The sequence below is a fragment of the Ectothiorhodospira variabilis genome, assembly GCF_022227625.1.
Lineage (GTDB): Bacteria > Pseudomonadota > Gammaproteobacteria > Ectothiorhodospirales > Ectothiorhodospiraceae > Ectothiorhodospira > Ectothiorhodospira haloalkaliphila.
Map to the genome: position 1 here is coordinate 405,588 of NZ_JAJNAO010000002.1, position 25,012 is coordinate 430,599.

Genomic DNA, 25,012 nt, shown 5'->3' on the forward strand with positions numbered 1-25,012 from the left:
TCAGTCCTCCGGGGCTTCCGATGGCAGGCGTGCCTGCCCCGTGGCAGCCCTCACCTTGAGCATCAGCGCCAGGGCCACGGCGCTGGCACACACGGCGACGACGATGCCGGTGATGACCAGGGCATGGGGCACCGGATCGATGAGGTCGGGACCGGAGGCCGCGGTGAGCAGGACCATGAACACCCCGGACCCCATGATGTTGACGGCCAGCACCTTGACCAGGAGGTGGGGACGCACCACCAGGGCGTGCACCCCCAGCACGAACAGCAGGGCGCCGCAGACCAGATAGATCTCACCCACCAGGTTCTCAGTGATCATCGTCATCTCCCTGAACACGTCCTCCCAGGAACAGCAGTACCAACCCCAGACCGATGGACACGGCGGCCGCCAGTTCCACGGCAACGATCAGGGCATAGGCCCAGTCCGGGTGATAGCCCATGAACCCATGCCCCCCCAGCAGGCCGCCCACGCCGCTGGCCAGGAACACCAGCACCCCCAGGGCCACCACGAATCGCAGCCCGAGTCGCGGCACCCGGGGGAGCGACCGGGGCCGGGCCAGCACGAGCATCACCCCGGCCGCGCCCAGTACCGCCCCGCCCTGAAAGGCCCCACCGGTGGTGCTGGCCCCCACCCAGACCAGGTAACCCCCCGTCAGCACGGCCACCGGCACAAGGTGACGCAGGGTGCCGCGCAGCACCGGCCCCCGCACCGAACGGGCGGGCACCGGATCCTGGCGGCCCAGGGACCAGGCCACCCAGACCGCCAGCAGCAGTACCGCCAGTTCCAGGAAGGTGTCATAACCCCGGAAGTTCAGCAGCACGGCGGTCACCTCATGCCCCACCCCGGAACGGTCCATGGCCTCGGCCACGGGCTCGGCCAGACCCGAATGGGCCGGCAGTTCCAGCAGGATCAGCACCAGGGCCACGCCCAGTGCCCCGGCCAGCAGGGACGTCAGCACATGGGACAGCCGCGGGCGACTCATGATCCCTCCCCCCCGTGGCGCCCCGACGCCATGCGCCGCAGCCGCCCCAGGGCCACCAGCAGCAGGGCACCGGTCACCCCGGCGCCGATGGCAGCCTCGGCCAGGGCCACATCGGGGGCCTGCAGGCGCACCCAGGCCAGGGAGAGCAGCAGACCGAAGGCAATGAACAGCACCACCGAGCGAAACAGGTTCACCCCCCGCAGCAACTGCCAGGCCACGCCCAGCAGGGTGAGCACCAGGGTGATGTCAAAGGCCAACAGCAAACCGGCCTGCCAGGGGCTCATCCACGACCCTCCCGGCCCCGGGGCTGGCGCGCCGGGTCGGCCCCGGCTTCCGACTCCGGTTCACCTTGCGTGAGCGCCCGTTGCGCCACCAGATGGCAGGCAGCGGCACCACTGAACAGCACCAGCAGCCAGATGAGCACCAGCTTCAGCACCAGGGGCAGGCTGCCCACCTGCAGGATCAGACCCAGGACGACCAGCCCCAGGCCCAGGTTGTCGGCCTTGGTGAGGGCGTGCAGGCGGGTGTAGACATCGGGAAACCGCAGCATCCCCAGGCTGCCGGCGGCAAAGAACACCAGGCCCGATACCACCAGGATCAGGCTGACCATGTCCAGCGGACCCATCACGGCTCTTCCCCACCCTCACGGGGCAGGCCCCGCTGGCGCACGAAGGCCACCGTGGCCACCGCCGACAACAGGGCGAACACCAGGGCCACGTCCACCAGGGCCGGCATCTCCAGACCCCAGGCCAGCAGCAACAGCATGGCCACGCCGGCGGTACCGAAGAGCTGGGCGGCCAGCATGCGATCGCCGGGTCGGGGCCCCATCAGCACGCGCACCATGCCCGCCGCCACGGTGAGCAGCAGGAACAGGGCCGCGCCAATCCAGATCGCATTCATGAGGCCTCCCCTTGGTGGATCGTGATCCCGAACAGGCGCGCCACACGACCCTCCAGGTCCGCCAGCGATCCCTGCACGTCAAGCCCCAGATCCAGTACGTGCACGTGCACGCAGGCCCGATGCAGACCCACGCTCAGCGTACCCGGCAACAGGCTGATGACGATCATGAAAAAGGTCAGGGCCGGGCCCCGGCGCAGTTGCACGGGATAGTCGATGAACCCGGGACGCAACGGCAGACGCGGCGAGAAGGCCCGGCGGGAGACGTCCAGCCCCCCCACCAGGGACTGCCAGAAGAAGCTCAGGGCGAAGGGTAGAACCTGGCGCCAGGCGATCCGGTAGCGGCGCCCGGCGGGCAGGGTGAACACCGACAGTGCCGCCAGCACGGCCAGCGGCACCCCGAGTGTCCAGGACCCGGGATCGCCCTCGGTGAGCACCCACCACAGGAACAGGCAGGCACCCAGGGTGACCAGGAAGCGGCGGCTATTTTTGCTGCCAGCGGCCACGCTCGTCCTGATACCAGTAGCCGGAGGGGGCCTCTTCCACCCAGACCCGGGCAAAGGTCCTGCGGATGTCGGACTCCCATTCGGGGCGGTCGTTGGCGCGGGCGATCTCCCGATACAGGGCATTGCGGTCGGCGTTCTCCTCAGACACCAGGCGCTGCACCGCGGAACGATCCCTCAGCGGAACCTCATTCAGGTCACGCACCGCCACCAGGCCATCGCTGGTGAATCCCACCGCCCCGGACTGGTAATGGGGGCGCAGCGCCGAGGCCCGCTGGCGCATGGAGGCCCGCAGGGAATCGATGGCCGAGGAGCGGATGTTGATATCCGGCTGCTGCGCCTGGGCCGGGGAGATCACCCCGTTGAGCACGGCCACCATCATCCGGCTGCCCATCTCCCGCAGCGCTCCCTGATCCGAGGCACCGGGCTCCTCGGCCGGATCACGGGCTGGCGGCTGCTCCGTCTCGCCCAGGACGTCGCGCACGATGATGCGGGCCGCATCCTCCGCCGCCGCGGCGGGGAAGTAGATGTTGATGGTCACGCAGGCGGACAGCAGAAAGGCCAGGCCAAACCACGCCAGCGGGCGCGCGCATCGGGCAATCGGGGTCATGGATGATCTCCGGTACAGTGACGGTTCCTGGTTCATAGTCTCCGCCACCCCGACGCCGGCATCAAGGGGACGGTGGCTCCACCTGCCTGAGGATCAGGCCCATGTGATAGTCGCCCGGCGGCAGCGGAATGGACACCCGGTGACCGGCGCCGGGGGCCTGTGTCACGGGCAGACCCTCGCGGCCGGTGATGGCCTCGAGCACGATCTCGCGGCTGCCCCCCGGGGTGATGATCTCCAGGCAATCCCCCACCCCGAAGCGGTTCTTCACGTCCACCCGGGCCATGCCCGAGACCGGGTCATAGGCCTCGATCTCACCCACGAACAGCCGCCGGTCGGACTCGGAATGCCCGCGGACGTAGTTCTGGGCGGTGCGCTCCCGAGGCCGGGTGAGAAAGCCGTCCGTATAGCCCCGGTTGGCCAGCCCCTCCAGGGCCTCCAGCAGGGCGGGATCAAATGCCCGGCCAGCCGTGGCATCGTCGATGGCCCGGCGATACACCTGGGCGGTGCGCGCCGCGTAGTAATGGGACTTGGTGCGCCCCTCGATCTTCAGCGCATCCACCCCGATGGCCACCAGGCGCTGCACGTGCTCCACGGCGCGCAGATCCATGGAATTGAGGATGTAGGTGCCGTGCTCGTCCTCCTCCACCGGCATGAGCTGCCCGGGCCGCTCGCCCTCCTCCAGGAGGAAGGGCTGGCCCGCCAGGGCATGTCGGTCGGGCGCGGGCGGCGCGTCACGGGGCACCAGATCACCGGCCGTGTCTTCCTCGGCGGCGTGCAGGCGGTACTGCCAGCGACAGGCATTGGTGCAGGCCCCCTGGTTGGCGTCGCGATGATTGAAGTAGCCGGACAGCAGGCAGCGCCCGGAATAGGCGATGCACATGGCCCCGTGGACCATCACCTCCAGTTCCATGTCCGGGCAGTCCTGGCGGATGGACTCGATCTCTCCCAGGGAGAGCTCCCGGGAGAGGATCACCCGGGTCAGCCCCAGGTCTTGCCAGAAGCGCACGCTGGCGGCATTCACGGTGTTGGCCTGCACGGAGAGGTGCACGGGCATCTCGGGCCAGCGCTCGCGCACCTGCATGATCAACCCGGGGTCGGACATGATCAGTGCATCGGGCTGCAGCGCCACCACGGGGGCCATGTCCCGCGCGAAGGTGGCCAGCTTGGGTTGATGGGCACTGATGTTGGCGGCCAGGAAGAAGCGCCGACCGGCGGCATGGGTGAGCCGGATGCCCTCCGCCAGGGCCTCAAGGGAGGCAAACTCGTTATTACGCACCCGCAGGGAATAGCGGGGCATGCCGGCATAGACGGCATCGGCGCCATAGGCCAGGGCGTAACGGAGGTTCTTGAGGGTACCGGCGGGGGCGAGCAGTTCGGGGGCGTTCATGGCGGGACGATAGCACAGGGCCGTGATCAGCGGTCTCCCTCCCCCACACTCACCTCCCCGGCTTCCACCGCCGCCTGCAGGCGCTGGATCAGATCCCGCCAGGCCACCTGCCGCGTGAAACCGATCACCTCCACCCGCGGCAGACCCGCCCCCTGGATGATGTAATACCCCGCACCGTCCGGCGCGGGTGCCACGCCATCCATCTCGCAGACGTCCCCACGCAGCCGGCAGGACAGGCCCAGTTGCCGGTAGCCAAAGGAATCAAAGAAGCGCAGAAAGCCGGTACCCAGCATGCCACCGACACCGCCGCCCAGGCTCACCAGATTATCCACGGCCCGCTGGCTGATGCGTCGCCGAAAGCGCTGATCCAGCGGCGTGTACAGGGCCGCGTCGAAGCGCACCGGCTCCCAGTTCACCAGGATCATGTCCCGTACATGGCCCCTCAGGCGCCCCTCGATGAGACCGAACTCGAAGGTGTTGGTGATGGACGCCAGATCCAGATTGTCCATCTCCATGTCCGCCCAGAGCACCGGTGCCACGCCGAAGGGCTCCCGCAGACGCAGGTTGCCCACGCGGATCATGCCGTCGAAGGCCTGGATCACCAAGCGCCCGCCGACGGTGAGCTCACCACCCTGATAGCGCACCCGGGGAATGCTGCCCGCCAGGGTTCCGGTGAACAGCGGACGGCCAACGCTGGCCGCCAGGCGTTCCATGGAGATGGGCATGACGCTGGCCTCGAAGGTCACCACCGGGTCATCGCTGCCCAGGCCCAGGGCCTCCAGACCGTGCATGCGCAACTCACCATCGAGTATCGGAACCCGTGCCTCCTGCGTGAGCCGGACACCGTCCTGCTCCAGTTGCAATGCAACGCGGGTCATGCCCAGGGGAATGCGATAGAGGTGCCCACCCTCCAGGGAAACATGACTGACGGGCGCCGCCCCATCAGATTTCCAGATCAATCGCCCATCCAGACCATAGAGGCCCAAACGACCCTTGCGGTCGTCCGCGTCCACGCCGGAGAGGGTGAGGGCTGCACGCTGCGGAGCGCCCTCGCGAATTTGCAGGCGCCCGGAGATCAGGCCGCCGGTCTCCAGGTCGTCCAGGACGGTGCCGTAGGCAAAGGGCTGCAGGAAGGCCTCGTAAACGGCCGGCAGCCTGGCCCGATCCACGTCCAGGGTGGCCTTCAGACTACCGGGCAGGTGCGCCGGATCCAGGCTCGCCTGCCCTGCCAGACGCAGATCCTCCCCCCAGGCGAACGCCAGATCCTTCAAGGACAGCCTGCCGTCATGCCAATCCACCCGGGTGCTGACGCGGACCGGCTGTTCAGGCCCCACCTCCAGGAAGACCGGATCCACGTACAGGGCACCCTCATCCCAATCCAGGGCCAGCACCCCCTGCCAGGCCGAACCCTCCTGGCGCACATCCCATTGCAGGGACATGCCCAGGCCCTCCCCGGCCAGGGTACCTTCCGCGCCGGCGAAGGCACCGTCGCCCCAGACCACCCGGCCTTGAGTGGCCTGGATGCCATCCATCCCGCCCCGGCCCTTGAGGTCCAGCGCCAGATGACCTTCCATCCGGAAGCCCTCGGGCATCAGATCCTCCAGCGGCACCCCCACCCTTTCTGCCAACCCGCGGACTTCCCGCAACGCCAGCCGCTGACCCTGAGCACGCACCCCCCACTGCCCCGCGTCGTGCGTGACGGAGACGTCCATGCGCCCATCCGCCAGGGGGAGTTGCTTCAGCGTCAGCTCCAGGCGGCCATCAAATCCCAGATCCAGTTGCCCGGACACCTGGCTGAGGGTCAGCCAGGGATGACGTCCAGAGAGCCGGATGGCGGGGCATTTCAGCCGTGTGGGCTCCAGACGCCCTCCGGGGCAAGTCACCTCCACGGCCTTCGCCGAGCCCACCGGGTCCGGCAGGTGCAGATGATCCACGTGTAGGCGAATCGCGTCCGCTCCGGTCGGGCCGGGCGCCAGCGTCATCTCCAACGTGACACCCGTCATGGACCAGCCATCGCCCTGCACATCGCCAATATCCAGCATCCACCGCCCCGAGGCCGACGATGCCATCAGCAGCAGGGTGATCAGCATCCAGGTTGGCAAGGCGAAACGGAGCAAGGTGGGCAGAATCCACACAGAAAATGGGTGATGGGGCCGCAGCCCACCAGTAAGCCCGAAAAACGGGTCAGTGCGGCGCCTGAACACTTGACATTATGCACAAGGGGCCCGCGACGGGCACACCCTGCACGCTGATCCCGCCACCTTCAGTCAGACTTGAGAACACTCAAAATAAGCTCAATATATCAGACAGTTACGATATTGATCAAAAAGTAATCAGTCTGAGAACAGGCCACGTGCCACGGGGGCTGGGAGCAGTTTCCGACATACCATCCACAGAGTTATCCACAGCTTTTGTGGATAATGGGAAATTCCCCTGTGATACACCGCATTTGCGTCGTCGAGGGCACGAAGCACTTCAGGTTTGGTCCACAAGTCCCGGGTCCGGGTCCTCGCCGCAAACGTGCCCGAATGGCCTTCCGCTGTCACCTTGAACTTGAGATATTACGCCCTGTGAGACGCCGCCATTATCACAGACCCCGACGCTGGTCATTCCGGCGCTTCCTGATCCGCCTGACGGTGGGGGTTGTCCTGTTGCTGCTGGTTTCCACGACCCTGGTGGTGGGTGGACTGCGCTGGGTCGATCCGCCCACCACGGCCTTCATGGTGTTGCATGAGAATTCCAGCCGCGCCTCCGGGCACAAGGTGCCGGTGCGCCACGAATGGGTGCCCCGGGATCGCATCGCTCCCGAGGCGGCCTATGCGGTGATCGCCGCCGAGGACCAGAACTTCATGAATCACCGGGGCTTTGATTTCGGTTCCATCCGTGCGGCCCTTCGGGAATACCGGGAGGGAGGACGACTCAGGGGCGCCAGCACCATCAGTCAGCAGGCGGCCAAGAACGTGTTCCTGTGGCCAGAGCGCAGTCTCCTGCGCAAGGGAGTGGAAGCTTATCTGACCGTATTCATCGAGTGGCTCTGGCCCAAGCAGCGCATCCTGGAGGTGTATCTCAATGCTGCCCAGTTCGGGCCGAACATCTACGGGGTGGAGGCGGCCAGCCAGGCCTACTTCGACAAACCGGCCAGCCACCTCACCCAGTCGGAGGCGGCACGCCTGGCGGCAGTGCTGCCGGGCCCGGTGCGCCTGAGGGCCAATCGTCCATCCTCCTATGTACTTGAGCGGCAGGCCTGGATCGAGCGCCAGGTGCCACAGTTGAAGAGGGCGGGTTATCTGGAGGGGGTATGGGCCTCACCCACGGGTGACCACACTGGGCAACCGCCTCTTTTCCCGCAGGATGGCGTGGTACTGAAACATCGCCTGACACCGGCTTCCGGTGATACGGTGCGTAAAGACCTGACCAAACCCGGATTCTTCGCGAGCCAGGAGGGAATGATGACCACATTGATCGACCTGCATGCTGCCGATGAGTCAGCGCGGTGGCAGATCGTCAACGACGGTGTCATGGGGGGGCTGTCACGCAGCCGGTTCCAGATCAGCGAGGAGGGTGTGGCGGTCTTCACGGGGGAGATTTCCCTGGCCAACAACGGCGGCTTCGCCTCCGTGCGCCGGATACCCGATACCCTTGAGATGGGTCAGGCCCGTGGCATCCTGTTGCGGGTGCGTGGCGACGGGCGCACCTACCAGTTGCGACTGCGCACCGACACCGGGAACGATGCCATGGCCTACCGCCAGCACTTTGATACCACGGAGGGTGAATGGCGGGAGGTGGAACTGCCCTTCGACGGCTTCGAACCCGTGTTCCGTGGCCGAATCCTCTCCGATGCCCCGCCCCTGAAACCGGCCCAGGTGCGTCAACTGGGCTTCATGCTCGCCGACAAGGCCGCAGGGCCCTTCGTGCTGGAGATCGGCGCCGTGGCACTCATGGACTGAGTTCGCCCCGACGCATCAGTCCAGAACGTCGTTCAGACTGACGCCAACCCCCACGGTATTCTGGTACCAGTTGTAATCGATCAGACTCTCCCCGTAGCCGGAGAAGACCTGCACGTAGCCGCGCAGCGGACCGAGCACGGGAGGCGAAGTCCACGAGGCCGATAGCGCACCCCGACCCGTGGACGGGTTGCCCCGCAGCATGGCAGTGAAGCGGTGATCCCCATGGCGGTACGAAGCCGTCAGGTCCCCATAGCCGTAATAGTCGGTGATATCCGGATTATCGTCCCTTTGCTTGCCTTCCGGCACCCGATGCCATAGCCGCCCCACCAGGGCCAGGTCGTCCCGCTCCAGACCGACCCCCGCGTACAACCGATCCCAACTGCGTGAAAGAATCTCGGACCGACCATTGGAATGGTGCAGGAAGCCCAGGTTGAGCACCTCCCAATCGAAACCGGCCAGGCGCAGACCGGGGCGATAGCTGAGGATCAACTCGGGCGAATAGTTGGTCTCCCGGAAAGGACGTGACACGTCCTCGTTGTACACCTGCCACTGACTCTGCTGGGTGTACCCCGCCCACACGCCCCAGCGACGGTCATGGGTGGTCCACAGGCGCGCCTTGAAACTGAACTGAAACTTGGACTCCACCGAGTCCAGATCCTGATCAGCCGCGGGATCGATCCCCGCCAGTGGCGCGAAGGGCCGGTCATTGGTGCGATCGGAGTATCGGGCCGGGAGGAAGTAATTGGGTTGATGCACCCGCAGCATGTGCGCATCGGAGTCGGGTGAGAATCCCCAGGTGCTGGCAAGCCGGGAAGTGGGACGCCCCTCCGCCGACTCACGGGCGGGCGGCTCGGGCGGCTCCGGCTCGGGTAATTCGATGGCGGTGAGCGCATCCGCGGCGGGGGCCGCATCCGTTTGCTCGCCGACCAGAGCGTCGTAACAGGCCAGGCGTTCATCATCCGCGTTGATCCGCGCGCAGTCTTCCCACGTGATGGCCGCGCCCGACATCGGCCAGCAGGCGACGAACGCCAGCATCAACGGGGAGGGCCTGCAGAAGCGACGGTGCGTCAGCTGGAGCTTTACCAAGTGTGTGGGGGGCATGCGGGGGGGCGATTTTTGGAGCGGCGATCAGGATACAGCATAGGTCAGCACGCCGTGCGAATGAAAGGCAGCCCCCGCAGGGATTCATCCAAGGCAACCGACAGCCCATTGCCACCGCCCCCCCCTGGCACGAACCCCGCCCCCGTGGGAGCGGCGCGCCAGGTTCCACTATCGTCTGCTGCTGTCCGGCACGAACCCCGCCCCCGTGGGAGCGGCCCTCGGCCGCGAAGGGCTTTTCGAAAAGAACGCCGTGGCGTCCGGACCTCGGGGTGCCCGGATTCCTGTAAGCGGGCTTCAGCCGCAGGAAGCGGCTGCAGAGCCTACATGGATGTATTCACGGCGTCCCGCTGTAAGGGATCCGGGCACCCCGAGGTCCACTCCGCTCTCTGGCCTGGGTGCGAGGCTGACAGTCAGGCCCTTCGCGGCCGAGGGCCGCTCCCACGGGGAGACGCCGATCATAGGGAGTGGGTTCAGCCGAGCCGGGATCAGCCGGCCACAGCCTCTTTCACCACCTCCAGTGCAGGACGACCCTGGCGGTCAGTCACGCCCTCGAGCCAGGGCTCCAGCGCCTCGGGGTTGTCACGCAGCCACTCGCGCGCCGCCTGCTTGGGATCCACGTCCTGGTTCATGATCTGATCCATGAGGTGATTTTCCATCTCCAGGGTGAAGCTCAACTGCTTGAGGAACTGGCCCACATTGGGACAACGGTCCACATAGCCGGTCTGCACATTGGTGTGCACGGTGGCAGCGCCGAAGTCCGGGCCAAAGAAATCCTCGCCGCCCTCCAGATAGGCAATATCGAAACGGGTGTTCATGGGGTGAGGTTCCCAGGCCAGGAATACTATCCAGTCGCCATTGCCGGTGCTGCGGCGCACCTCGCCCAGCATGCCCGCCTCGCTGGACTCCATCACCCGGAAGCGACTCAGGCCATAGGCATCCTGGTCGATCATGTCATGGATGATCTCGTTGCCGTCATTGCCCGACTCCAGGCCATAGATCCGTCCACCGAACTCCCGGCGGTGCTCAGCCAGGTCGGAAAAATGTGTCACGCCCGCATCGTGCACATACTGGGGAACCGCCAGCGTGTATTTGGCGCCCGTGAGGTTGGTGGCAATGGTCTCCACCGTGCCCCGAGTCTCGTAGGGTTCGATGATGCTGGCCATGCTGGGCATCCAGTTGCCCAGAAAGACATCAAAATCATCATTGGCCAGACCACCATAAGCGATGGGCACCGACACGGTGAGGCTGGTGGTGTCGTAGCCCAAGGCCTCAAGGACCACACGGGCCGTGGCGGTGGTGGCCGTGATGTCAGTCCAGCCCACCTCGGCGAAGCGCACCTGGCCACAGGCCTCGGGTTCGTCGCTGCCTGCCAGGGTGGCAAACGGGGCAGCCAGCATGCAGATCGCCGCGCCGGCGGTCAGGATTCGGGGTAATGAAGCCATGAAAGGTTCTCTCCCATACAGTTGATCGGATATTGATTGAACGTTCATTCAAACACACATTGAACGCTCATTCAATTTTGGTTAGAGTGAAGGTCATATCCACGACCAGGGACAGAGCATGCCTCATCACGGATCACTCAACGGACGCCGCGAGCAACTCATCCGGGCCAATCTGACCGCCATCCACCAGTATGGACTGGCGGATGCCACCATTGCCCGCATTGCCCGACTGGCGGGGGTGTCCACCGGCATCATCAGCCATTACTTTGGCGGCAAGTCCGGGCTGATGGAGGCCACCATGCGCCACCTGCTGGCCGAACTGGGCCGGGCCGTCACGGAGCGCCGCCAGGGCCTGGACGCCGACGACGTGGAAGGGCATGTGGACGCCATCATCGACGGCAATTTCGACTCGACACAGACCAATCGGGCCGCCATGCGCACCTGGCTGGAGTTCTGGGCATCCAGTATGCACCAGCCTGCGCTGCAGCGACTGCAGCGGGTGAACGAACGGCGCCTATACTCGAATTTGTGCCACCAGTTCCGCAAACGCCTGCCACCCACTCAGGCACGGGATGCGGCCCGCTCGGTGGCTGGCCTGATCGACGGCCTGTGGCTGCGGGGCGCGCTACACCCCGACGGCATCGACATCAACGGCTGCCGCCGCCTGGCGCGGGAAAACGCCCGCTTCTGGCTGGCCCAGACCCACTGACCCCACTCCGGAGCCCCCTCATGTCACTACCCCAGATCGACCCGATTCAGGGCGGTTACATTCATGGCCGTCGGGTGACCGACCCCAGCGGCCAGCGTTTCGACACGGTCAACCCGGCCACGGGCCAGACCCTGGCCCGCGTGCAGAGCAGCACCCCGGAGCAGGTGGATGCCGCCGTGCAATCGGCCCGTGAGGGCCAGCGGGTCTGGGCCGCACTGAGCCCCATGGTACGGGGCCGGGTGCTGCGCCGGGCTGCGGACCTGCTGCGCGAGCGCAACGACGCGCTGGCAACCCTGGAGACCCTGGATACCGGCAAGCCCATCAGCGAGACCACCGCCGTGGACATCCAGACGGGCGCGGATGCCCTGGAGTACTTTGCCGGCGTGGCCATGGCGCTGGAGGGTGAACAGATCCCCCAGGGCGAGCAGGCCTTCATCTACACCCGCCGCGAGCCCCTGGGGGTCTGCGCGGGCATTGGCGCCTGGAACTATCCCCTGCAGATCGCCTGCTGGAAGGCGGCCCCCGCCCTGGCCGCCGGCAATGCCATGGTGTTCAAGCCCAGCGAGGTGACGCCACTCTCGGCCCTGGTGCTGGCGGAGATCCTCACCGAGGCCGGGCTGCCGGAGGGTGTATTCAATGTGGTGCAAGGAGATGCGGATACCGGGCGTGCCCTGACCGGTCACCCGGAGATTGCCAAGGTCTCGTTCACGGGTGAGGTGGAAACGGGCAAGGCGGTCACCGCCGATTCGGCCAGCAGCAATCTCAAGCAGGTGACCATGGAACTGGGGGGCAAGTCGCCGCTGATCATCTTTGCCGACGCGGATCTGGAACAGGCGGTGAGCGCCGCCCTGATGGCCAATTTCTACAGCAGCGGCCAGATCTGCACCAACGGCACCCGGGTGTTCGTGGAATCGTCCGTACGCGAAGCGTTCGAGGCGCGCTTGCTCGAACGCATCGGGAAGATCCGTGCCGGGGATCCCCTGGACCCCGAGACCAATCTGGGTCCGCTGATCAGCCATGCCCATCGGGACCAGGTGATGGACCATATCGACCGGGCCCGTGCCGATGGTCTGAAACTGCTCATTGGGGGCGAGACCCTGTCGCCCGGCTCGGCGCCGGATGGTGCCTTCGTGGCCCCCACCGTCTTTGCCGATTGCCCCGACGATCACCCCCTCGTGCGTCAGGAGGTGTTCGGACCGGTGATGGTGCTGCAATCCTTTGCCTCCGAGCAGGAGGTGATCCAGCGGGCCAACGACACGCGCTACGGCCTGGCGGCGGGGGTATTCAGCCGCGACCTGTCCCGGGCTCACCGGGTGATCCATCAGTTGCAGGCGGGGATCTGCTGGATCAACACCTACAACCTGTCGCCGGTGGAGATGCCGGTGGGGGGTTACAAGCAATCGGGGCTTGGGCGGGAGAACGGGCTGGCGGCGCTGGAACACTACACCCAGCGCAAGTCGGTGTACGTGGAACTGGGAGGGGTGGAGAGCGTGTTTTGACGGCGGGGGCTCCGCGCCCCCCCCATCTGTGCACCCCCAACCCATTCTACCAAGGGGCATTACCCCATGAAAACAAATACATACGATTACATCATCATCGGCGCCGGCTCCGCCGGAGCCGTGCTGGCGGCCCGCCTCACCGAGGACCCGGACACCCGGGTGCTGCTGCTGGAAGCCGGTGGCCGGGACTGGCGCCTGGACTTTCGGACCCAGATGCCCGCCGCCCTCGCCTATCCGCTGCAGGGCCGACAGTACAACTGGGCCTTCCAGACCGAGCCCGAACCCCACATGAACTGGCGCCGCATGGACTGCGGCCGGGGCAAGGGCTTGGGCGGCTCCTCACTGATCAACGGCATGTGCTACATCCGTGGCAACGCCCTGGACTACGACCACTGGGCCAGCGATTTTGGCCTGCCCGGCTGGGAATACGCCCACTGCCTGCCCTATTTTCGCAAAGCCGAGACCCGGGACATCGGCGCCAATGACTACCATGGTGACCAGGGTCCGCTGTATGTCACCACGCCCAAGCCCGGCAACAACCCCCTCTTCGAGACCTTCATCCAGGCCGCCGAACAGGCTGGTTACCCCCGCACGGAGGACGTGAACGGATACCAGCAGGAGGGTTTTGGCCCCATGGACCGCACCACCACGGCCCGGGGCCGCCGCGCCAGCACTTCGCGAGGCTACCTGGATCAGGCCAGGCAGCGGCCCAATCTGGACATCCAGGTCCGCGCCCTCACCGACCACATCATCATGGAGGGTCGCACCGCCCGAGGCGTGAGTTACATCCAGCGGGGCCGCCGCCAGGAGGTTCGGGCCGAACGGGAGGTGCTGGTCTGCGCCGGCGCCATCCTCTCCCCTGCCATCCTGAAGCGCTCGGGGATCGGTCCCGCCCAGGAGCTGGTCGACCTGGATATCCCCGTGATCCATGGACTCCCCGGCGTGGGCAACAACCTCCAGGATCATCTGGAGATCTATGTGCAGTATGCGTGCAAGGAACCCATCAGCCTGTATCCGGCCCTGAAGTGGTGGAACCAGCCCTGGATCGGCGCCCAGTGGCTGCTGGGCGGGCGCGGCATCGGGGCCAGCAATCAGTTCGAGGCGGCCGGGTTCATCCGCAGTGAAACCCGTTTTGACTGGCCCAACCTGCAGTACCACTTCCTGCCCATCGCCATCAATTACAACGGCACTCAGGCGGTGGAGGCCCACGGCTTCCAGGCCCATGTGGGTTCCATGCGCTCACCCAGCCGGGGGCACGTGCGCCTGGCCGCTGCAGACCCGAGGCAGGCGCCACGGATCAGCTTCAATTACATGAGCCATGAGCAGGACTGGCGTGAGTTCCGGGACGCCATCCGCCTCACCCGGGAGATCATGGCCCAGCCAGCCCTGGATCGTTACCGGGGCCGCGAACTGGCCCCCGGGGCCCAGGCCACGTCGGACCTGGAGCTGGACGAGTTCGTCCGCAATCACGCGGAAACGGCCTATCACCCCTGCGGCTCCTGTCGCATGGGCACGGCGGAGGATGACATGGCCGTGGTGGACGACCAGGGACGGGTACATGGGGTGGAAGGGCTGCGGGTGGTGGATGCGTCCATCATGCCCCGCATCGTCACGGGGAATCTCAATGCGCCCACCATCATGATGGCGGAGAAGATCGCTGATCGCATCCGGGGTCGGGAGGCGCTGCCTGCGTCGCAGGCACCGGTGTATCGGGTGGAGGCGGGGAGTCCGACCCGGTTGCAGGGGAAGCGAGCGGCTTAAAGCCCCTCTCCCCGCTGGGGAGAGGGGTTGGGGTGAGGGGCCGGTCTGGCACCAGCCCCGGGGGCTTACTTCACCTTGGGGTCCAGCTCGCCGGACTTGTAGCGGGCCACCATGGCCTCCAGGTTCATGGGCCGGATCTTGGAGGCCATGCCGGCACAACCGAAGGCCTCGTAACGGGCCTTGCAGATGTCCTTCATGGCGGCGGTGGAGGCCTTGAGGAATTTGCGCGGATCGAATTCCTTGGGGTTCTCGGCCAGGAACTTGCGCACCGCGCCGGTGGAGGCCATGCGCAGGTCGGTGTCGATGTTCACCTTGCGTACGCCGTGCTTGATGCCCTCCTGGATCTCCTCCACGGGCACACCGTAGGTCTCGCCCATGTCGCCGCCGTACTGGTTGATGATCTTCAGCCACTCCTGGGGCACCGAGGAGGAGCCGTGCATCACCAGGTGGGTGTCGGGGATGCGGGCGTGGATCTCCTTGATGCGCTGGATGGCCAGAATGTCACCGGTCGGCGGACGGGTGAACTTGTAGGCGCCGTGGGAGGTGCCGATGGCGATGGCCAGGGCGTCCACATGGGTCTTCTTGACGAAATCAGCGGCCTCGTCCGGATCGGTGAGCAGCTGATCATGGGACAGGGTGCCCTCGGCACCGGAACCGTCCTCTTCGCCGGCCTGGCCGGTCTCCAGGGAGCCCAGACAACCCAGCTCACCCTCCACGGAAACGCCCACCCAGTGGGCCATGTCGGCCACCTGTCGGGTGACTTCCACGTTGTAGTCGTAGGTGGACGGTGTCTTCATGTCAGGCATCAGGGAGCCGTCCATCATCACCGAGGTGAACCCGGACTGGATGGAGGCCTGGCACACCGCCGGCTCACCGCCGTGGTCCTGGTGCAGCACCACGGGGATGTGAGGGTACTGTTCCACCGCGGCCACGATCAGGTGACGCAGGAAGGGCTCGCCAGCGTATTTGCGGGCACCGGCCGAGGCCTGGATGATCACCGGCGAGTCCACCTCGTCGGCAGCCTGCATGATGGACTGCACCTGCTCCAGGTTGTTGGCGTTGTACGCGGGCATGCCATAGCCATGTTCGGCAGCATGGTCCAGCAGTTGTCGAAGGGAAATCAGGGCCATTGGGACCTCCTTTTGGTTTGCTTGAGAAACAATTTATCGCAGGTTCGCTATCGTTATCATGACCTGACCGCCGCGGTCACATACCCGGACCGACAGCGGCGGTTTGCTGCATTCAGGTGACGCCATCCTGGAGCGCGCCCACCTGGACGATCTTCATGGCATTGGTGCCACCCATCACCCCGGTCAGATCCCCCTTGGTGATGATGACCAGGTCCTCGTCCCGCACCACCCCAGCCTCCCGAAGGATGTCCACCACCTGGCGGTTATTCTCCGCGTGACTGGTGTTTTCGCTCACGAACAGTATCGGGTAAACGCCGCGGTACAGGGCCATCTTGCGGCAGGAGCGCTCGTGGCGGGTCATGGCGAAGATGGGTATGCCGGAACTGATCCGGGACATCCACTGGGCCGTGGAGCCGGATTCCGTCATGGCGGCGATGGCGCGCACATCCAGGTGATTGGCCGTGTACATGGTGGCCATGGCGATGGCCTCATCCACCCGCTGGAAATAGCTGTCCATGCGATGGGTGGACACCCGGGCACTGCGCTGGCGCTCGGCGGCCTCACAGATGCGCCCCATGGCGGCCACGGCCTTGTCGGGATACCGCCCGGTGGCCGTCTCTCCCGAGAGCATGACGGCGTCGGTGCCATCGAGCACGGCGTTGGCCACATCGAACACCTCGGCCCGGGTGGGAATGGGGCTGGTGATCATGGACTCCATCATCTGGGTGGCCGTGATCACCACCTTGTTGCGGGTGCGGGCATCATGGATGAGGCGCTTCTGCACGCCGGGCAGTTCCGCATCGCCGATCTCCACGCCCAGATCGCCTCGGGCGATCATGATGGCGTCGGTGGCCTCCAGGATCTCGTCACTGGCGGTGACCGCCTCAGCCCTTTCGATCTTGGCGCAGATGGCACCATCCCCCCCGGCATCCCGCAGGCGCTGGCGGGCCTGATGGATGTCATCGGCACAGCGAGGGAAGGAGATGGCCAGGTAATCCACCTCCAGTTCCGCCGCCAGGCGGATGTCGTTCACGTCCTTGTCGGTGAGTGCCGCGGCGGAGAGACCGCCCCCCTGGCGGTTGATGCCCTTGTTGTTGGACAGGGTGCCGCCCACCACCACATGAGTGTGGATGCGCGGGCCATCCACCCGCTGCACCTCCAGCACCAGACGGCCATCATCCAGCAAAAGGACATCCCCGGCGTTCACGTCCCCGGGCAACTCCTTGTAGGTGAGGCCGACCTTCTGAACATCTCCCAGCCCTGGATCCAGTTCGGCATCCAGCACGAAGGGATCGCCCTCGTTCAGTTCGACACTGCCCTTGGCAAACCGGGCGATGCGGATCTTGGGGCCTTGCAGATCCCCCAGCACGGCGATGATGCGCGAGGCCTCCGCGGCGGCTTCGCGCAACAGGCTGACGCGCTTGCGATGATCATCCGCCTCGCCATGGGAAAAATTGATGCGCACCACGTCGACTCCGGCCCGGACCAACGCCCGCATGGCTGCGGGCGAGTCCGTGGCCGGTCCCAGCGTGGCGACTATCTTGGTTCTACGCATGTTGGGCCTGTTCCTGTGTTCTGGGCACTTCGTTCGGGGCAGGGGCGACACTCACACCTCTGCCGGAGCTCGCCCGCGGCCGGTGCCGCGAGCCGCACAGCACGGAACTCAGGCCTTGGCCCGGGCCTCCAGCATGGCCACCGCCGGGAGCGTCTTGCCTTCCAGGAACTCCAGGAAGGCACCGCCGCCGGTGGAGATATAGGAGATGCGCTCGGACAGGCCATATTTGTCGATGGCTGCCAGGGTGTCGCCGCCCCCGGCGATGGAGAAGGCATCGCTCTCGGCGATGGCTTCGCCCATGGCGCGGGTGCCGGCGGCGAACTGGTCGAACTCGAACACGCCCACCGGGCCGTTCCAGACAATGGTGCCGGCCTTTTTCATGAGTTCGGCATAGGTGGCCGCCGTTTCCGGGCCCACGTCGAAGATCATGTCATCCTCGGCCACCGCGTCCACGGAGCGGTTGCTGGCCTCGGTGGACTCGGAGAACTCCTTGCCCACGCACACATCGGTGGGCACCGGGATCTCGCCGCCCTTGGCCTTGGCGGCTTCCATCAGGCGCTTGGCCTCGGCCACCAGGTCGGCCTCGTACAGGGACTTGCCCACGCCATGCCCCTGGGCGGCGATGAAGGTGTTGGCGATTCCGCCGCCGACGATGAGCTGATCCACCTTGGTGGACAGGGATTCGAGCACGGTGAGCTTGGTGGACACCTTGGAGCCACCCACAATGGCCACCAGCGGCCGTTTGGGGTTGCCCAGGGCCTTGCCCAGGGCCTCCAGTTCAGCCGCCAGCAGCGGCCCGGCGCAGGCCACCGGAGCGAACTTGCCGGCGCCATGGGTGGAGGCCTGGGCCCGGTGGGCGGTACCGAAGGCATCCATCACGTAGATGTCGCACAGGGCAGCATATTGCTTTGAGAGCGCCTCGTCGTCCTTCTTTTCGCCCTTGTTGAAGCGCACGTTCTCCAGCAGCACCACTTCACCATCCTGAACCTCCACGCCATCCAGATAATCGCGCACCAGTTTCACCTTCTGGCCCAGCAGGCCGGAGAGGTGTTCGGCCACCGGCGCCAGGGAGTCCTCCTCGGAGAACACGCCCTCTTCCGGGCGCCCCAGATGGGACATGAGCATCACCCGGGCTCCGGCCTTCATGGCGTGCTGGATGGTGGGCAGACTGGCGCGGATCCGGGCGTCGGACGTGACCTTGCCGCCCTTGACGGGCACATTCAGATCCTCGCGGATGAGGACCCGTTTACCCTTGAGATCCAGATCGGTCATCTTGATGACGGACATTGATGTGACTCCTTTGATGGTTTTGGCATTTTTTGTTTTAAGAACACTTTGGCAAACCCGGTGAGGGCTTGGCAAAGGGTTCTTCGGGTGCCCTCCGTTTGCCCCTCATCCCCGGCCCCTCTCCCCTTGGGGAGAGGGGTTGGGGTGAGGGCGCCGAAGCCCTTAGCCCACGTGCTGCACCAGACGCAGCATGTTGCAGGTGTAGCCGTACTCATTGTCATACCAGGCCACCACCTTGACGAAAGTGGGATCCAGCTGGATACCCGCCTCGGCGTCGAAGATGGAGGGCATGCTCACGCCGCGGAAATCCGTGGCCACCACCTTGTCGGAGGTGTAGCCCAGCACGCCCTTGAGTTCACCCTCGGAGGCGGACTGCATGGCCTTGCAGATGTCGTCGTAGCTGGCGTCCTTGTCCAGTTCCACGGTGAGATCCACCACGGAGACATCGGAGGTGGGCACCCGGAAGGCCATGCCAGTGAGCTTGCCGTTCAGGCTGGGCAGCACCTTGCCCACGGCCTTGGCGGCACCGGTGGAGGACGGGATGATGTTCTCCAGGATGCCGCGCCCACCGCGCCAGTCCTTCTGGGAAGGGCCGTCCACGGTCTTCTGGGTGGCGGTGGCCGCATGCACGGTGGTCATCAGGCCCCGCTTGATGCCGAACTGGTCGTTCAGCACCTTGGCCACCGGGGCCAGGGCGTTGGTGGTGCAGGAGGCGGCGGAGATGATGGCCTGATCGGCATAGTCCTTGTGGTTCACGCCATACACGAACATGGGGGTGGCGTCCTTGGACGGGGCACTCTGCACTACCTTCCTGGCACCCGCGTCGATGTGCTTCTGACAGGTCTCTTCGGTGAGGAAGAAGCCGGTGGACTCGATCACCACGTCCACACCCACGTCGCCCCACTTGAGGTTGGCCGGATCCCGCTCGGCGGTCAGGCGGATCTTCTTGCCCTTGACCACCATGTGCTCGCCTTCCACGGACACATCACCGTTGAAGCGGCCGTGCACGGAGTCGTAGCGCAGCATGTAGGCCAGGTACTCGGGCTCGAGCAGGTCGTTGATGGCCACCACTTCCAGTTCCGGGAACTCCTGGGAGATGGCGCGGAAGGCCATGCGGCCGATGCGGCCGAAACCATTGATACCGACTTTGATCGTCATAACGTTACTGTCTCCATCTTACGGGTCATCATTTTTGTAATGGTTGGCCGCTGCCGTGGCCGGCAGCGGCCGGTGGATCACATGACGTCTTCCACTGCCTGCACCACGTTGTCCACCGTGAAGCCGAAGTAGTCCATCAGGGCATCACCCGGGGCGGATTCGCCAAAGCCTTCCATGCCGACCACCTTGCCGTCCAGGCCCACGTAGCGGAACCAGCCCTGGGTGGCCGCGGCCTCCACGGCCACACGGGCACGCACGGATGCGGGCAGCACCGATTCGCGGTAGTCCGCGCCTTGGGCATCGAACAGGTCCGTGCAGGGCATGGAGACCACGCGCACCTTGCGGCCCTTGTCGGCCAGCTGTGCAGCGGCGTCCATGGCCAGGGCCACCTCGGAACCGGTGGCGATGAGGATCGCATCGGGGGTGCCGTCGGTGTCCTTGAGGACGTAACCGCCGCGGGACACGTTGGCCAGTTGCTGCGAATCGCGCTGCTGGTGCGGCAGCCCCTGACGGGACAGGCTCAGGGCGGTGGGGCCATCCTTGCGTTCGATGGCACATTTCCAGGCCACGGCGGTTTCCACCGCATCGCAGGGGCGCCAGACGGACATGTTGGGGATCAGGCGCAGGCTCGGCACCTGCTCCACCGGCTGGTGGGTGGGGCCATCCTCGCCCAGACCGATGGAGTCGTGGGTGAGCACGTAGATGGCGCGCTGCTTCATCAGGGCCGACATGCGCAGGCCATTACGGGCATAGTCGCTGAAGATCAGGAAGGTGCCGCCATAGGGGATGAAGCCGCCGTGCAGGGCGATGCCGTTCATGATGGCCGCCATGCCGAACTCGCGCACGCCGTAGTAGATGTAGTTGCCGTCGGCGTTTTCGCGGCTGACACCGCGGGCACCGCCCCAGAGGGTGAGGTTGGAGCCGGCCAGGTCGGCGGAGCCGCCCATCAGTTCCGGAAGCGCCGGGGCATAGCCGCCGATGCTTTGCTGGGAAGCCTTGCGACTGGCCACCTTCTCGGCCTTGTCCACGGTCTCCTGGATGAAGGCAGTGGCCTTCTCCTGCCAGTCGGCGGGCAGGTCACCACTCATGCGGCGGGTGAATTCGGCGGCCAGTTCCGGATGGGCCTTCTTGTACTCATCAAAGCGGGCCTGCCAGGCCTGCTCGGCCTGGGCGCCCTTGTCCTTGGCGCTCCAGCCGGCGTAGATGTCCTCTGGAATCACGAAGGGTTCATGCTGCCAGCCCAGGGTCTCGCGCACCAGCTTGATCTCGTCATCGCCCAGGGGGGCTCCGTGGCATTCCTCCTTGCCCTGCTTGTTGGGGGAGCCCCAGCCGATGATGGTCTTGCAACAGATCAGGGTCGGGCGATCGGTGACACCGCGGGCCTCCTCGGTGGCCTTCTTCACGGCCTCGGCGTCGTGACCGTCCACGTTGCGCACCACATGCCAGCCATAGGCCTCGAAGCGGGCGGGGGTGTCGTCGGTGAACCAGCCTTCCACCTCACCATCGATGGAGATGCCGTTGTCATCGTAGAAGGCGATGAGCTTGCCAAGGCCCAGGGTGCCGGCCAGGGAGCAGACCTCGTGGGAGATGCCTTCCATCAGGCAGCCGTCGCCCAGGAAGACGTAGGTGTGGTGATCGACGATGTCATGCCCGGGGCGGTTGAACTGACCCGCCAGGGCCTTTTCGGCGATGGCCATGCCCACCGCATTGGCCAGCCCCTGCCCCAGCGGACCGGTGGTGGTCTCCACACCGGCGGTGTAGCCGTATTCCGGGTGACCAGGGGTCTGGGAGTGCAACTGGCGGAACTGCTTGAGCTCGTCCATGGGCAGGTTGTAGCCGGTGAGGTGCAGCAGTGAGTACACCAGCATGGAGCCGTGGCCGTTGGACATGACGAAACGGTCGCGATTCACCCAGTGAGGGTTGTCCGGATTGTGAGTGAGAAAATCATTCCACAGCACTTCGGCGATATCGGCCATGCCCATGGGGGCGCCGGGGTGACCGGACTTGGCTTTCTGGACCGCGTCCATGGAAAGCGCGCGTACGGCGTTGGCTAGCTCTTTGCGAGACGGCATGCAGTTCTCCTCAAGTGATTTAAAACGACAAAACAGGGGTGGCCGCGATGACACCTATTGACGGTGTTCTTGTTCTTCTCCACGACATTCAATGATCGCGGCGACCGGGAATCGGGTGTTGCAAGACCAGCCTGAAGGTGGCGTTCAGCATCTGACACATCTCGCATTCAGATACCTTGACATTGCGCATTCCTTGGCCTGGTCACAACTTCGGAGCGGTGCATTTTCGCTGACAGAATGCTTCGGAGCAAGTCCGAGAGTTTCACATGGCCTTTTGCTGCACTGCCTCATAAAGCTTCAACGACACTCCCCGGAATCACTCTTGATTCCTTTAATACTCAAGCGGGTTTTTGTTGCGCCAGCGTGCGCGCCAAAAAAATGGGGGAATTTCTCACATGGACCCCGTTCATGCGGGGCAAAGTGATGGCCTCGGCGGCGCCCGGGTGATTAAAATGCGCGCACTCAAGGCGATAAATCCGCTTCCAGGGCACTTCCCTCCATGCATCCAATCCGCATCCTCTTTCTCCACGGCTGGCAATCCAGCCCCGGCGGCCTCAAGCCCACACATCTGCTCAGTCACGGTCATGAGGTGATCAATCCTCCCCTGGACGATGATGACTTCCAGGCCGCCATGGACACCGCCCAGGCCACCCTGCATGCCCATCGCCCGCAGGTGATCGTGGGATCCTCCCGCGGCGGGGCCGTGGCCATGAACCTGCACACCGGGGACATCCCCCTGGTCCTGCTGTGCCCCGCCTGGCGTCACTGGGGCCACGCCGATCGCGTCAAACCGGGCACCCTGATCCTGCATGCCCGCGAGGACGAGACCATTCCCTTTGCCGATTCCCAGGCACTGATGGCACGCAGCGGCCTGCCCGAATACTGTCTCATCGAGGTGGGACGGGATCATCGCCTGGCCGACCCGGAACCGCTGCAGGCCATGCTGGAGGCCTGCGAGCGCCAGGCACGGCTGTATCCGTGATGGCCGCCGGCGCCCAGGCGATCGACGGCCTGCCCTTGACCCGGCAGGCCCATCACACCCTGGAGGGCTGTCTTGCCGAGGGAGATCACGTGGTGGATGCCACCGCCGGCAACGGTCACGACACCCTGTTCCTGGCGCGCCAGGTGGGCGCCACGGGGCACGTGTGGGCGTTCGATATCCAGGCCCAGGCCGTGCAGGCCACCCGGGCTCGCCTGGAGGCAGAGGGCCTGGCATCACGGGTCACGCTGATCCACTCCGGGCATCAGCACCTGGCTGAATATCTGCCGGAAAACCTGCGCGGCAGGATCAAGGCCGTGATGTTCAACCTGGGCTATCTGCCTGGCGGGGACCATGACATCGTCACCCATGCACGACACACCCTCGCGGCCCTTGAGGCCTCGCTGGCCTGGCTGCACCCTGACGGAATGATCAGCCTGATGATGTACCGGGGCCACCCCGGCGGACAGGAAGAACATGCCGCCATCAAGGCCTGGTTGCGGGAACGTCGGGATATCGTCTGCGACAGGACCCGGGAGCGCCCCTTCCCTTCTCCCGTGCTGAAGTGTCTCAAACGGGCCTGATGGATCTCTATCCGGGCACACCGGCATGGCATCCGGCGCACCAGGCTTCGTATAATCCGCGCCCATGTTGATTGCCGCTCCATACCACCGCGCCGGTCGGCCCGCCCCGGAGGCCGCCCCATGAAGAACACCCTCCGCCCGGGCTTGTTGCGCCACGCCATCGGCCCCGGCCTGCTCATGGCCGGGGCGGCCATCGGCGTGTCGCACCTGGTGCAATCCACCCGCGCCGGGGCCGAATACGGCCTGCTGTTGCTGCCGGTGGTGCTGCTGGCCTGCATCCTCAAATACCCCTTTCTGGAATTCGGGCCCCGCTATGCGGCCGCCACCGGAGAGAACCTGCTGATCGGTTATCGGCGGCTCGGGCGCTGGGCCCTGGGGCTGTTCGCCCTGGTCACCCTGGGGACGATGTTCATCATCCAGGCGGTGGTGACCGTGGTGACGGCGGGCCTGTTCGGCATGGTGTTCGGCATGGACGCCTCGCCGGCCACCCTGTCGGCCTGGATCATGGGCGGCTGCCTGCTCCTGCTGGCCATCGGCAATTATCGGGGCGTGGATCTGGGCATGAAGGTGATCATGGGGGCCCTGACCATTTCCACCCTGGCCACCGTGGCGCTGGCCTTTGGCGAATCGCCGGACTGGTCCACCCTCTCCGGCATCGCCCAGGCCCCGCAGGTGTGGACCGCCGCCGGCGTGGCCTTCCTGCTGGCCCTGCTGGGCTGGATGCCCATCCCGCTGGATGTGGCCGTCTGGCACTCCCTATGGACCCTGGAACGCTCCCGGGAGACCGGCACCCGCCCCAGCCTGAGCCAGTCACTCACAGACTTTCGCATCGGCTTCATGGCCGCCACCCTGCTGGCCCTGGCCTTCCTGCTGCTGGGGGCCCTTACCCTGCATGGCACCGGGCAGGGGTTTGCCGATTCGGCCGTGGGCTTCTCTGCACAGTTGGTGGATCTGTATGCGGGCGCCCTGGGCGAATGGAGCCGCCCCCTCATCGCCGTGGCCGCCCTCACCACCATGTTCAGCACCACACTGGCGGTGACGGATGCCTATCCGCGGGTGATCACGGCCCTGATTCGGGCGGCCCAAGCCGATGAGCGGGGGGTGGTGCTGGGCCCGCCGGACGACCATCGCTGGCCCTATGTGCTCTCCCTGGTGGTGGTCCTCAGCGGCGCCCTCACCCTGATCTACCTGGCGGGCGAACGCTTCACCACCTTTGTGGATCTGGCCACCACCATCTCCTTCCTGTCGGCCCCGGTACTGGCCTGGCTCACCCTGCGGGTGGTCACCGATGAACACATGCCGGCGGCGGCGCGGCCCGGCCCCGTGCTGCTGGGCCTGGCCTGGGTGGGGCTGTTCTTCCTGATCGCTTTCTCACTGGTCTGGGCCGGCTGGCGTATCCTGGGTTAACC

21 protein-coding genes and 1 pseudogene are annotated in these 25,012 nt (G+C 65.7%); 7 read left to right on the forward strand and 15 right to left on the reverse strand.

Annotated elements, in window-relative coordinates; translation table 11 throughout:
- From LPW30_RS04545 to LPW30_RS04580, 8 genes and pseudogenes are all read right to left on the reverse strand, one after another.
- Nucleotides 1–318: an NADH-quinone oxidoreductase subunit K gene (locus LPW30_RS04545; protein ID WP_051582651.1), complete on the reverse strand. Its 318-nt coding sequence runs from the start codon at nt 316–318 to the stop codon at nt 1–3.
- Nucleotides 308–1,266, reverse strand: a pseudogene (locus LPW30_RS04550) (hydrogenase subunit MbhD domain-containing protein). The gene LPW30_RS04545 and the pseudogene LPW30_RS04550 overlap by 11 nt, the downstream one beginning before the upstream one ends.
- Nucleotides 1,263–1,607 carry a monovalent cation/H(+) antiporter subunit G gene (mnhG, locus tag LPW30_RS04555; protein ID WP_239680201.1) on the reverse strand — a complete coding sequence of 115 codons (345 nt, stop codon included), beginning with the start codon at nt 1,605–1,607 and terminating at the stop codon, nt 1,263–1,265. The pseudogene LPW30_RS04550 and the gene mnhG overlap by 4 nt, the downstream one beginning before the upstream one ends.
- Nucleotides 1,607–1,882 carry an MrpF/PhaF family protein gene (locus LPW30_RS04560; RefSeq protein ID WP_025282513.1) on the reverse strand — a complete coding sequence of 92 codons (276 nt, stop codon included), beginning with the start codon at nt 1,880–1,882 and terminating at the stop codon, nt 1,607–1,609. The genes mnhG and LPW30_RS04560 overlap by 1 nt, the downstream gene beginning before the upstream one ends.
- Nucleotides 1,879–2,385, reverse strand: a complete 507-nt coding sequence (locus LPW30_RS04565) for a Na+/H+ antiporter subunit E (RefSeq protein WP_025282514.1) — start codon at nt 2,383–2,385, stop codon at nt 1,879–1,881. The genes LPW30_RS04560 and LPW30_RS04565 overlap by 4 nt, the downstream gene beginning before the upstream one ends.
- A complete protein-coding gene (locus LPW30_RS04570; RefSeq protein ID WP_239680202.1) occupies nt 2,363–2,992 on the reverse strand; it encodes a YdbL family probable chaperone protein in 630 nt (209 codons plus the stop codon). The genes LPW30_RS04565 and LPW30_RS04570 overlap by 23 nt, the downstream gene beginning before the upstream one ends.
- 61 nt (nt 2,993–3,053) lie before the next feature.
- The gene (gene trhP / locus LPW30_RS04575; protein ID WP_239680203.1) at nt 3,054–4,379 is read right to left on the reverse strand and encodes a prephenate-dependent tRNA uridine(34) hydroxylase TrhP; all 1,326 of its coding nucleotides are present in this window, start codon (nt 4,377–4,379) and stop codon (nt 3,054–3,056) included.
- 26 nt (nt 4,380–4,405) lie between these two features.
- Nucleotides 4,406–6,496, reverse strand: a complete 2,091-nt coding sequence (locus LPW30_RS04580) for a translocation/assembly module TamB domain-containing protein (RefSeq protein ID WP_239680204.1) — start codon at nt 6,494–6,496, stop codon at nt 4,406–4,408.
- A 453-nt stretch (nt 6,497–6,949) separates the two neighbouring features.
- Here LPW30_RS04580 and mtgA point away from each other — a divergent pair, with 453 nt between their 5' ends.
- Nucleotides 6,950–8,326: a monofunctional biosynthetic peptidoglycan transglycosylase gene (mtgA, locus tag LPW30_RS04585; protein WP_239680205.1), complete on the forward strand. Its 1,377-nt coding sequence runs from the start codon at nt 6,950–6,952 to the stop codon at nt 8,324–8,326.
- A 15-nt stretch (nt 8,327–8,341) separates the two neighbouring features.
- On the opposite strand, the gene LPW30_RS04590 is transcribed toward mtgA, so the two are convergent.
- Both LPW30_RS04590 and choX read right to left on the reverse strand, forming a co-directional pair.
- Nucleotides 8,342–9,361 (reverse strand): phospholipase A, encoded by a 1,020-nt coding sequence (locus LPW30_RS04590; RefSeq protein WP_084306989.1) that lies wholly within the window; start codon nt 9,359–9,361, stop codon nt 8,342–8,344.
- A gap of 551 nt (nt 9,362–9,912) precedes the next feature.
- Complete coding sequence (gene choX / locus LPW30_RS04595) at nt 9,913–10,869, reverse strand: choline ABC transporter substrate-binding protein (protein ID WP_239680206.1); 957 nt, start codon at nt 10,867–10,869, stop codon at nt 9,913–9,915.
- A gap of 118 nt (nt 10,870–10,987) precedes the next feature.
- Between choX and betI the strand changes: the two genes are divergently transcribed.
- The 3 genes from betI (at nt 10,988) to betA (ending at nt 14,838) form a co-directional block, all read left to right on the forward strand.
- Complete coding sequence (gene betI, locus LPW30_RS04600) at nt 10,988–11,578, forward strand: transcriptional regulator BetI (RefSeq protein WP_025280296.1); 591 nt, start codon at nt 10,988–10,990, stop codon at nt 11,576–11,578.
- 20 nt (nt 11,579–11,598) lie between these two features.
- Entirely contained in the window at nt 11,599–13,077 is a 1,479-nt protein-coding gene (betB, locus tag LPW30_RS04605) for a betaine-aldehyde dehydrogenase (RefSeq protein WP_239680207.1), read from the forward strand.
- A 66-nt stretch (nt 13,078–13,143) separates the two neighbouring features.
- On the forward strand, nt 13,144–14,838 hold the full coding sequence (betA, locus tag LPW30_RS04610; RefSeq protein ID WP_239680208.1) for a choline dehydrogenase: 1,695 nt from the start codon (nt 13,144–13,146) through the stop codon (nt 14,836–14,838).
- 65 nt (nt 14,839–14,903) lie between these two features.
- Here the strand turns inward: betA and fba are convergent, their stop codons facing one another.
- The 5 genes from fba to tkt all read right to left on the reverse strand — a co-directional run bounded on the left by fba (nt 14,904) and on the right by tkt (nt 22,040).
- A complete protein-coding gene (gene fba / locus LPW30_RS04615; protein ID WP_025282664.1) occupies nt 14,904–15,968 on the reverse strand; it encodes a class II fructose-bisphosphate aldolase in 1,065 nt (354 codons plus the stop codon).
- 112 nt (nt 15,969–16,080) lie between these two features.
- Nucleotides 16,081–17,523: a pyruvate kinase gene (gene pyk, locus LPW30_RS04620; protein WP_239680209.1), complete on the reverse strand. Its 1,443-nt coding sequence runs from the start codon at nt 17,521–17,523 to the stop codon at nt 16,081–16,083.
- Between the two features lie 108 nt (nt 17,524–17,631).
- Nucleotides 17,632–18,810 (reverse strand): phosphoglycerate kinase, encoded by a 1,179-nt coding sequence (locus LPW30_RS04625; RefSeq protein WP_025282666.1) that lies wholly within the window; start codon nt 18,808–18,810, stop codon nt 17,632–17,634.
- Between the two features lie 162 nt (nt 18,811–18,972).
- On the reverse strand, nt 18,973–19,968 hold the full coding sequence (gene gap, locus LPW30_RS04630; RefSeq protein ID WP_025282667.1) for a type I glyceraldehyde-3-phosphate dehydrogenase: 996 nt from the start codon (nt 19,966–19,968) through the stop codon (nt 18,973–18,975).
- 77 nt (nt 19,969–20,045) lie between these two features.
- The gene (gene tkt / locus LPW30_RS04635) at nt 20,046–22,040 is read right to left on the reverse strand and encodes a transketolase (protein ID WP_239680210.1); all 1,995 of its coding nucleotides are present in this window, start codon (nt 22,038–22,040) and stop codon (nt 20,046–20,048) included.
- 499 nt (nt 22,041–22,539) lie between these two features.
- On the opposite strand from tkt, the gene LPW30_RS04640 reads away from it, so the two are divergent.
- The 3 genes from LPW30_RS04640 to LPW30_RS04650 all read left to right on the forward strand — a co-directional run bounded on the left by LPW30_RS04640 (nt 22,540) and on the right by LPW30_RS04650 (nt 25,010).
- Nucleotides 22,540–23,022 carry a YqiA/YcfP family alpha/beta fold hydrolase gene (locus tag LPW30_RS04640; protein WP_274521630.1) on the forward strand — a complete coding sequence of 161 codons (483 nt, stop codon included), beginning with the start codon at nt 22,540–22,542 and terminating at the stop codon, nt 23,020–23,022.
- On the forward strand, nt 23,022–23,603 hold the full coding sequence (gene mnmM, locus LPW30_RS04645; protein ID WP_239680236.1) for a tRNA 5-(aminomethyl)-2-thiouridylate-methyltransferase MnmM: 582 nt from the start codon (nt 23,022–23,024) through the stop codon (nt 23,601–23,603). The genes LPW30_RS04640 and mnmM overlap by 1 nt, the downstream gene beginning before the upstream one ends.
- A gap of 120 nt (nt 23,604–23,723) precedes the next feature.
- Nucleotides 23,724–25,010, forward strand: coding sequence for an Nramp family divalent metal transporter (locus LPW30_RS04650; RefSeq protein ID WP_239680211.1), 1,287 nt, complete (start codon nt 23,724–23,726; stop codon nt 25,008–25,010).
- Nucleotides 25,011–25,012: the final 2 nt, after the last annotated feature.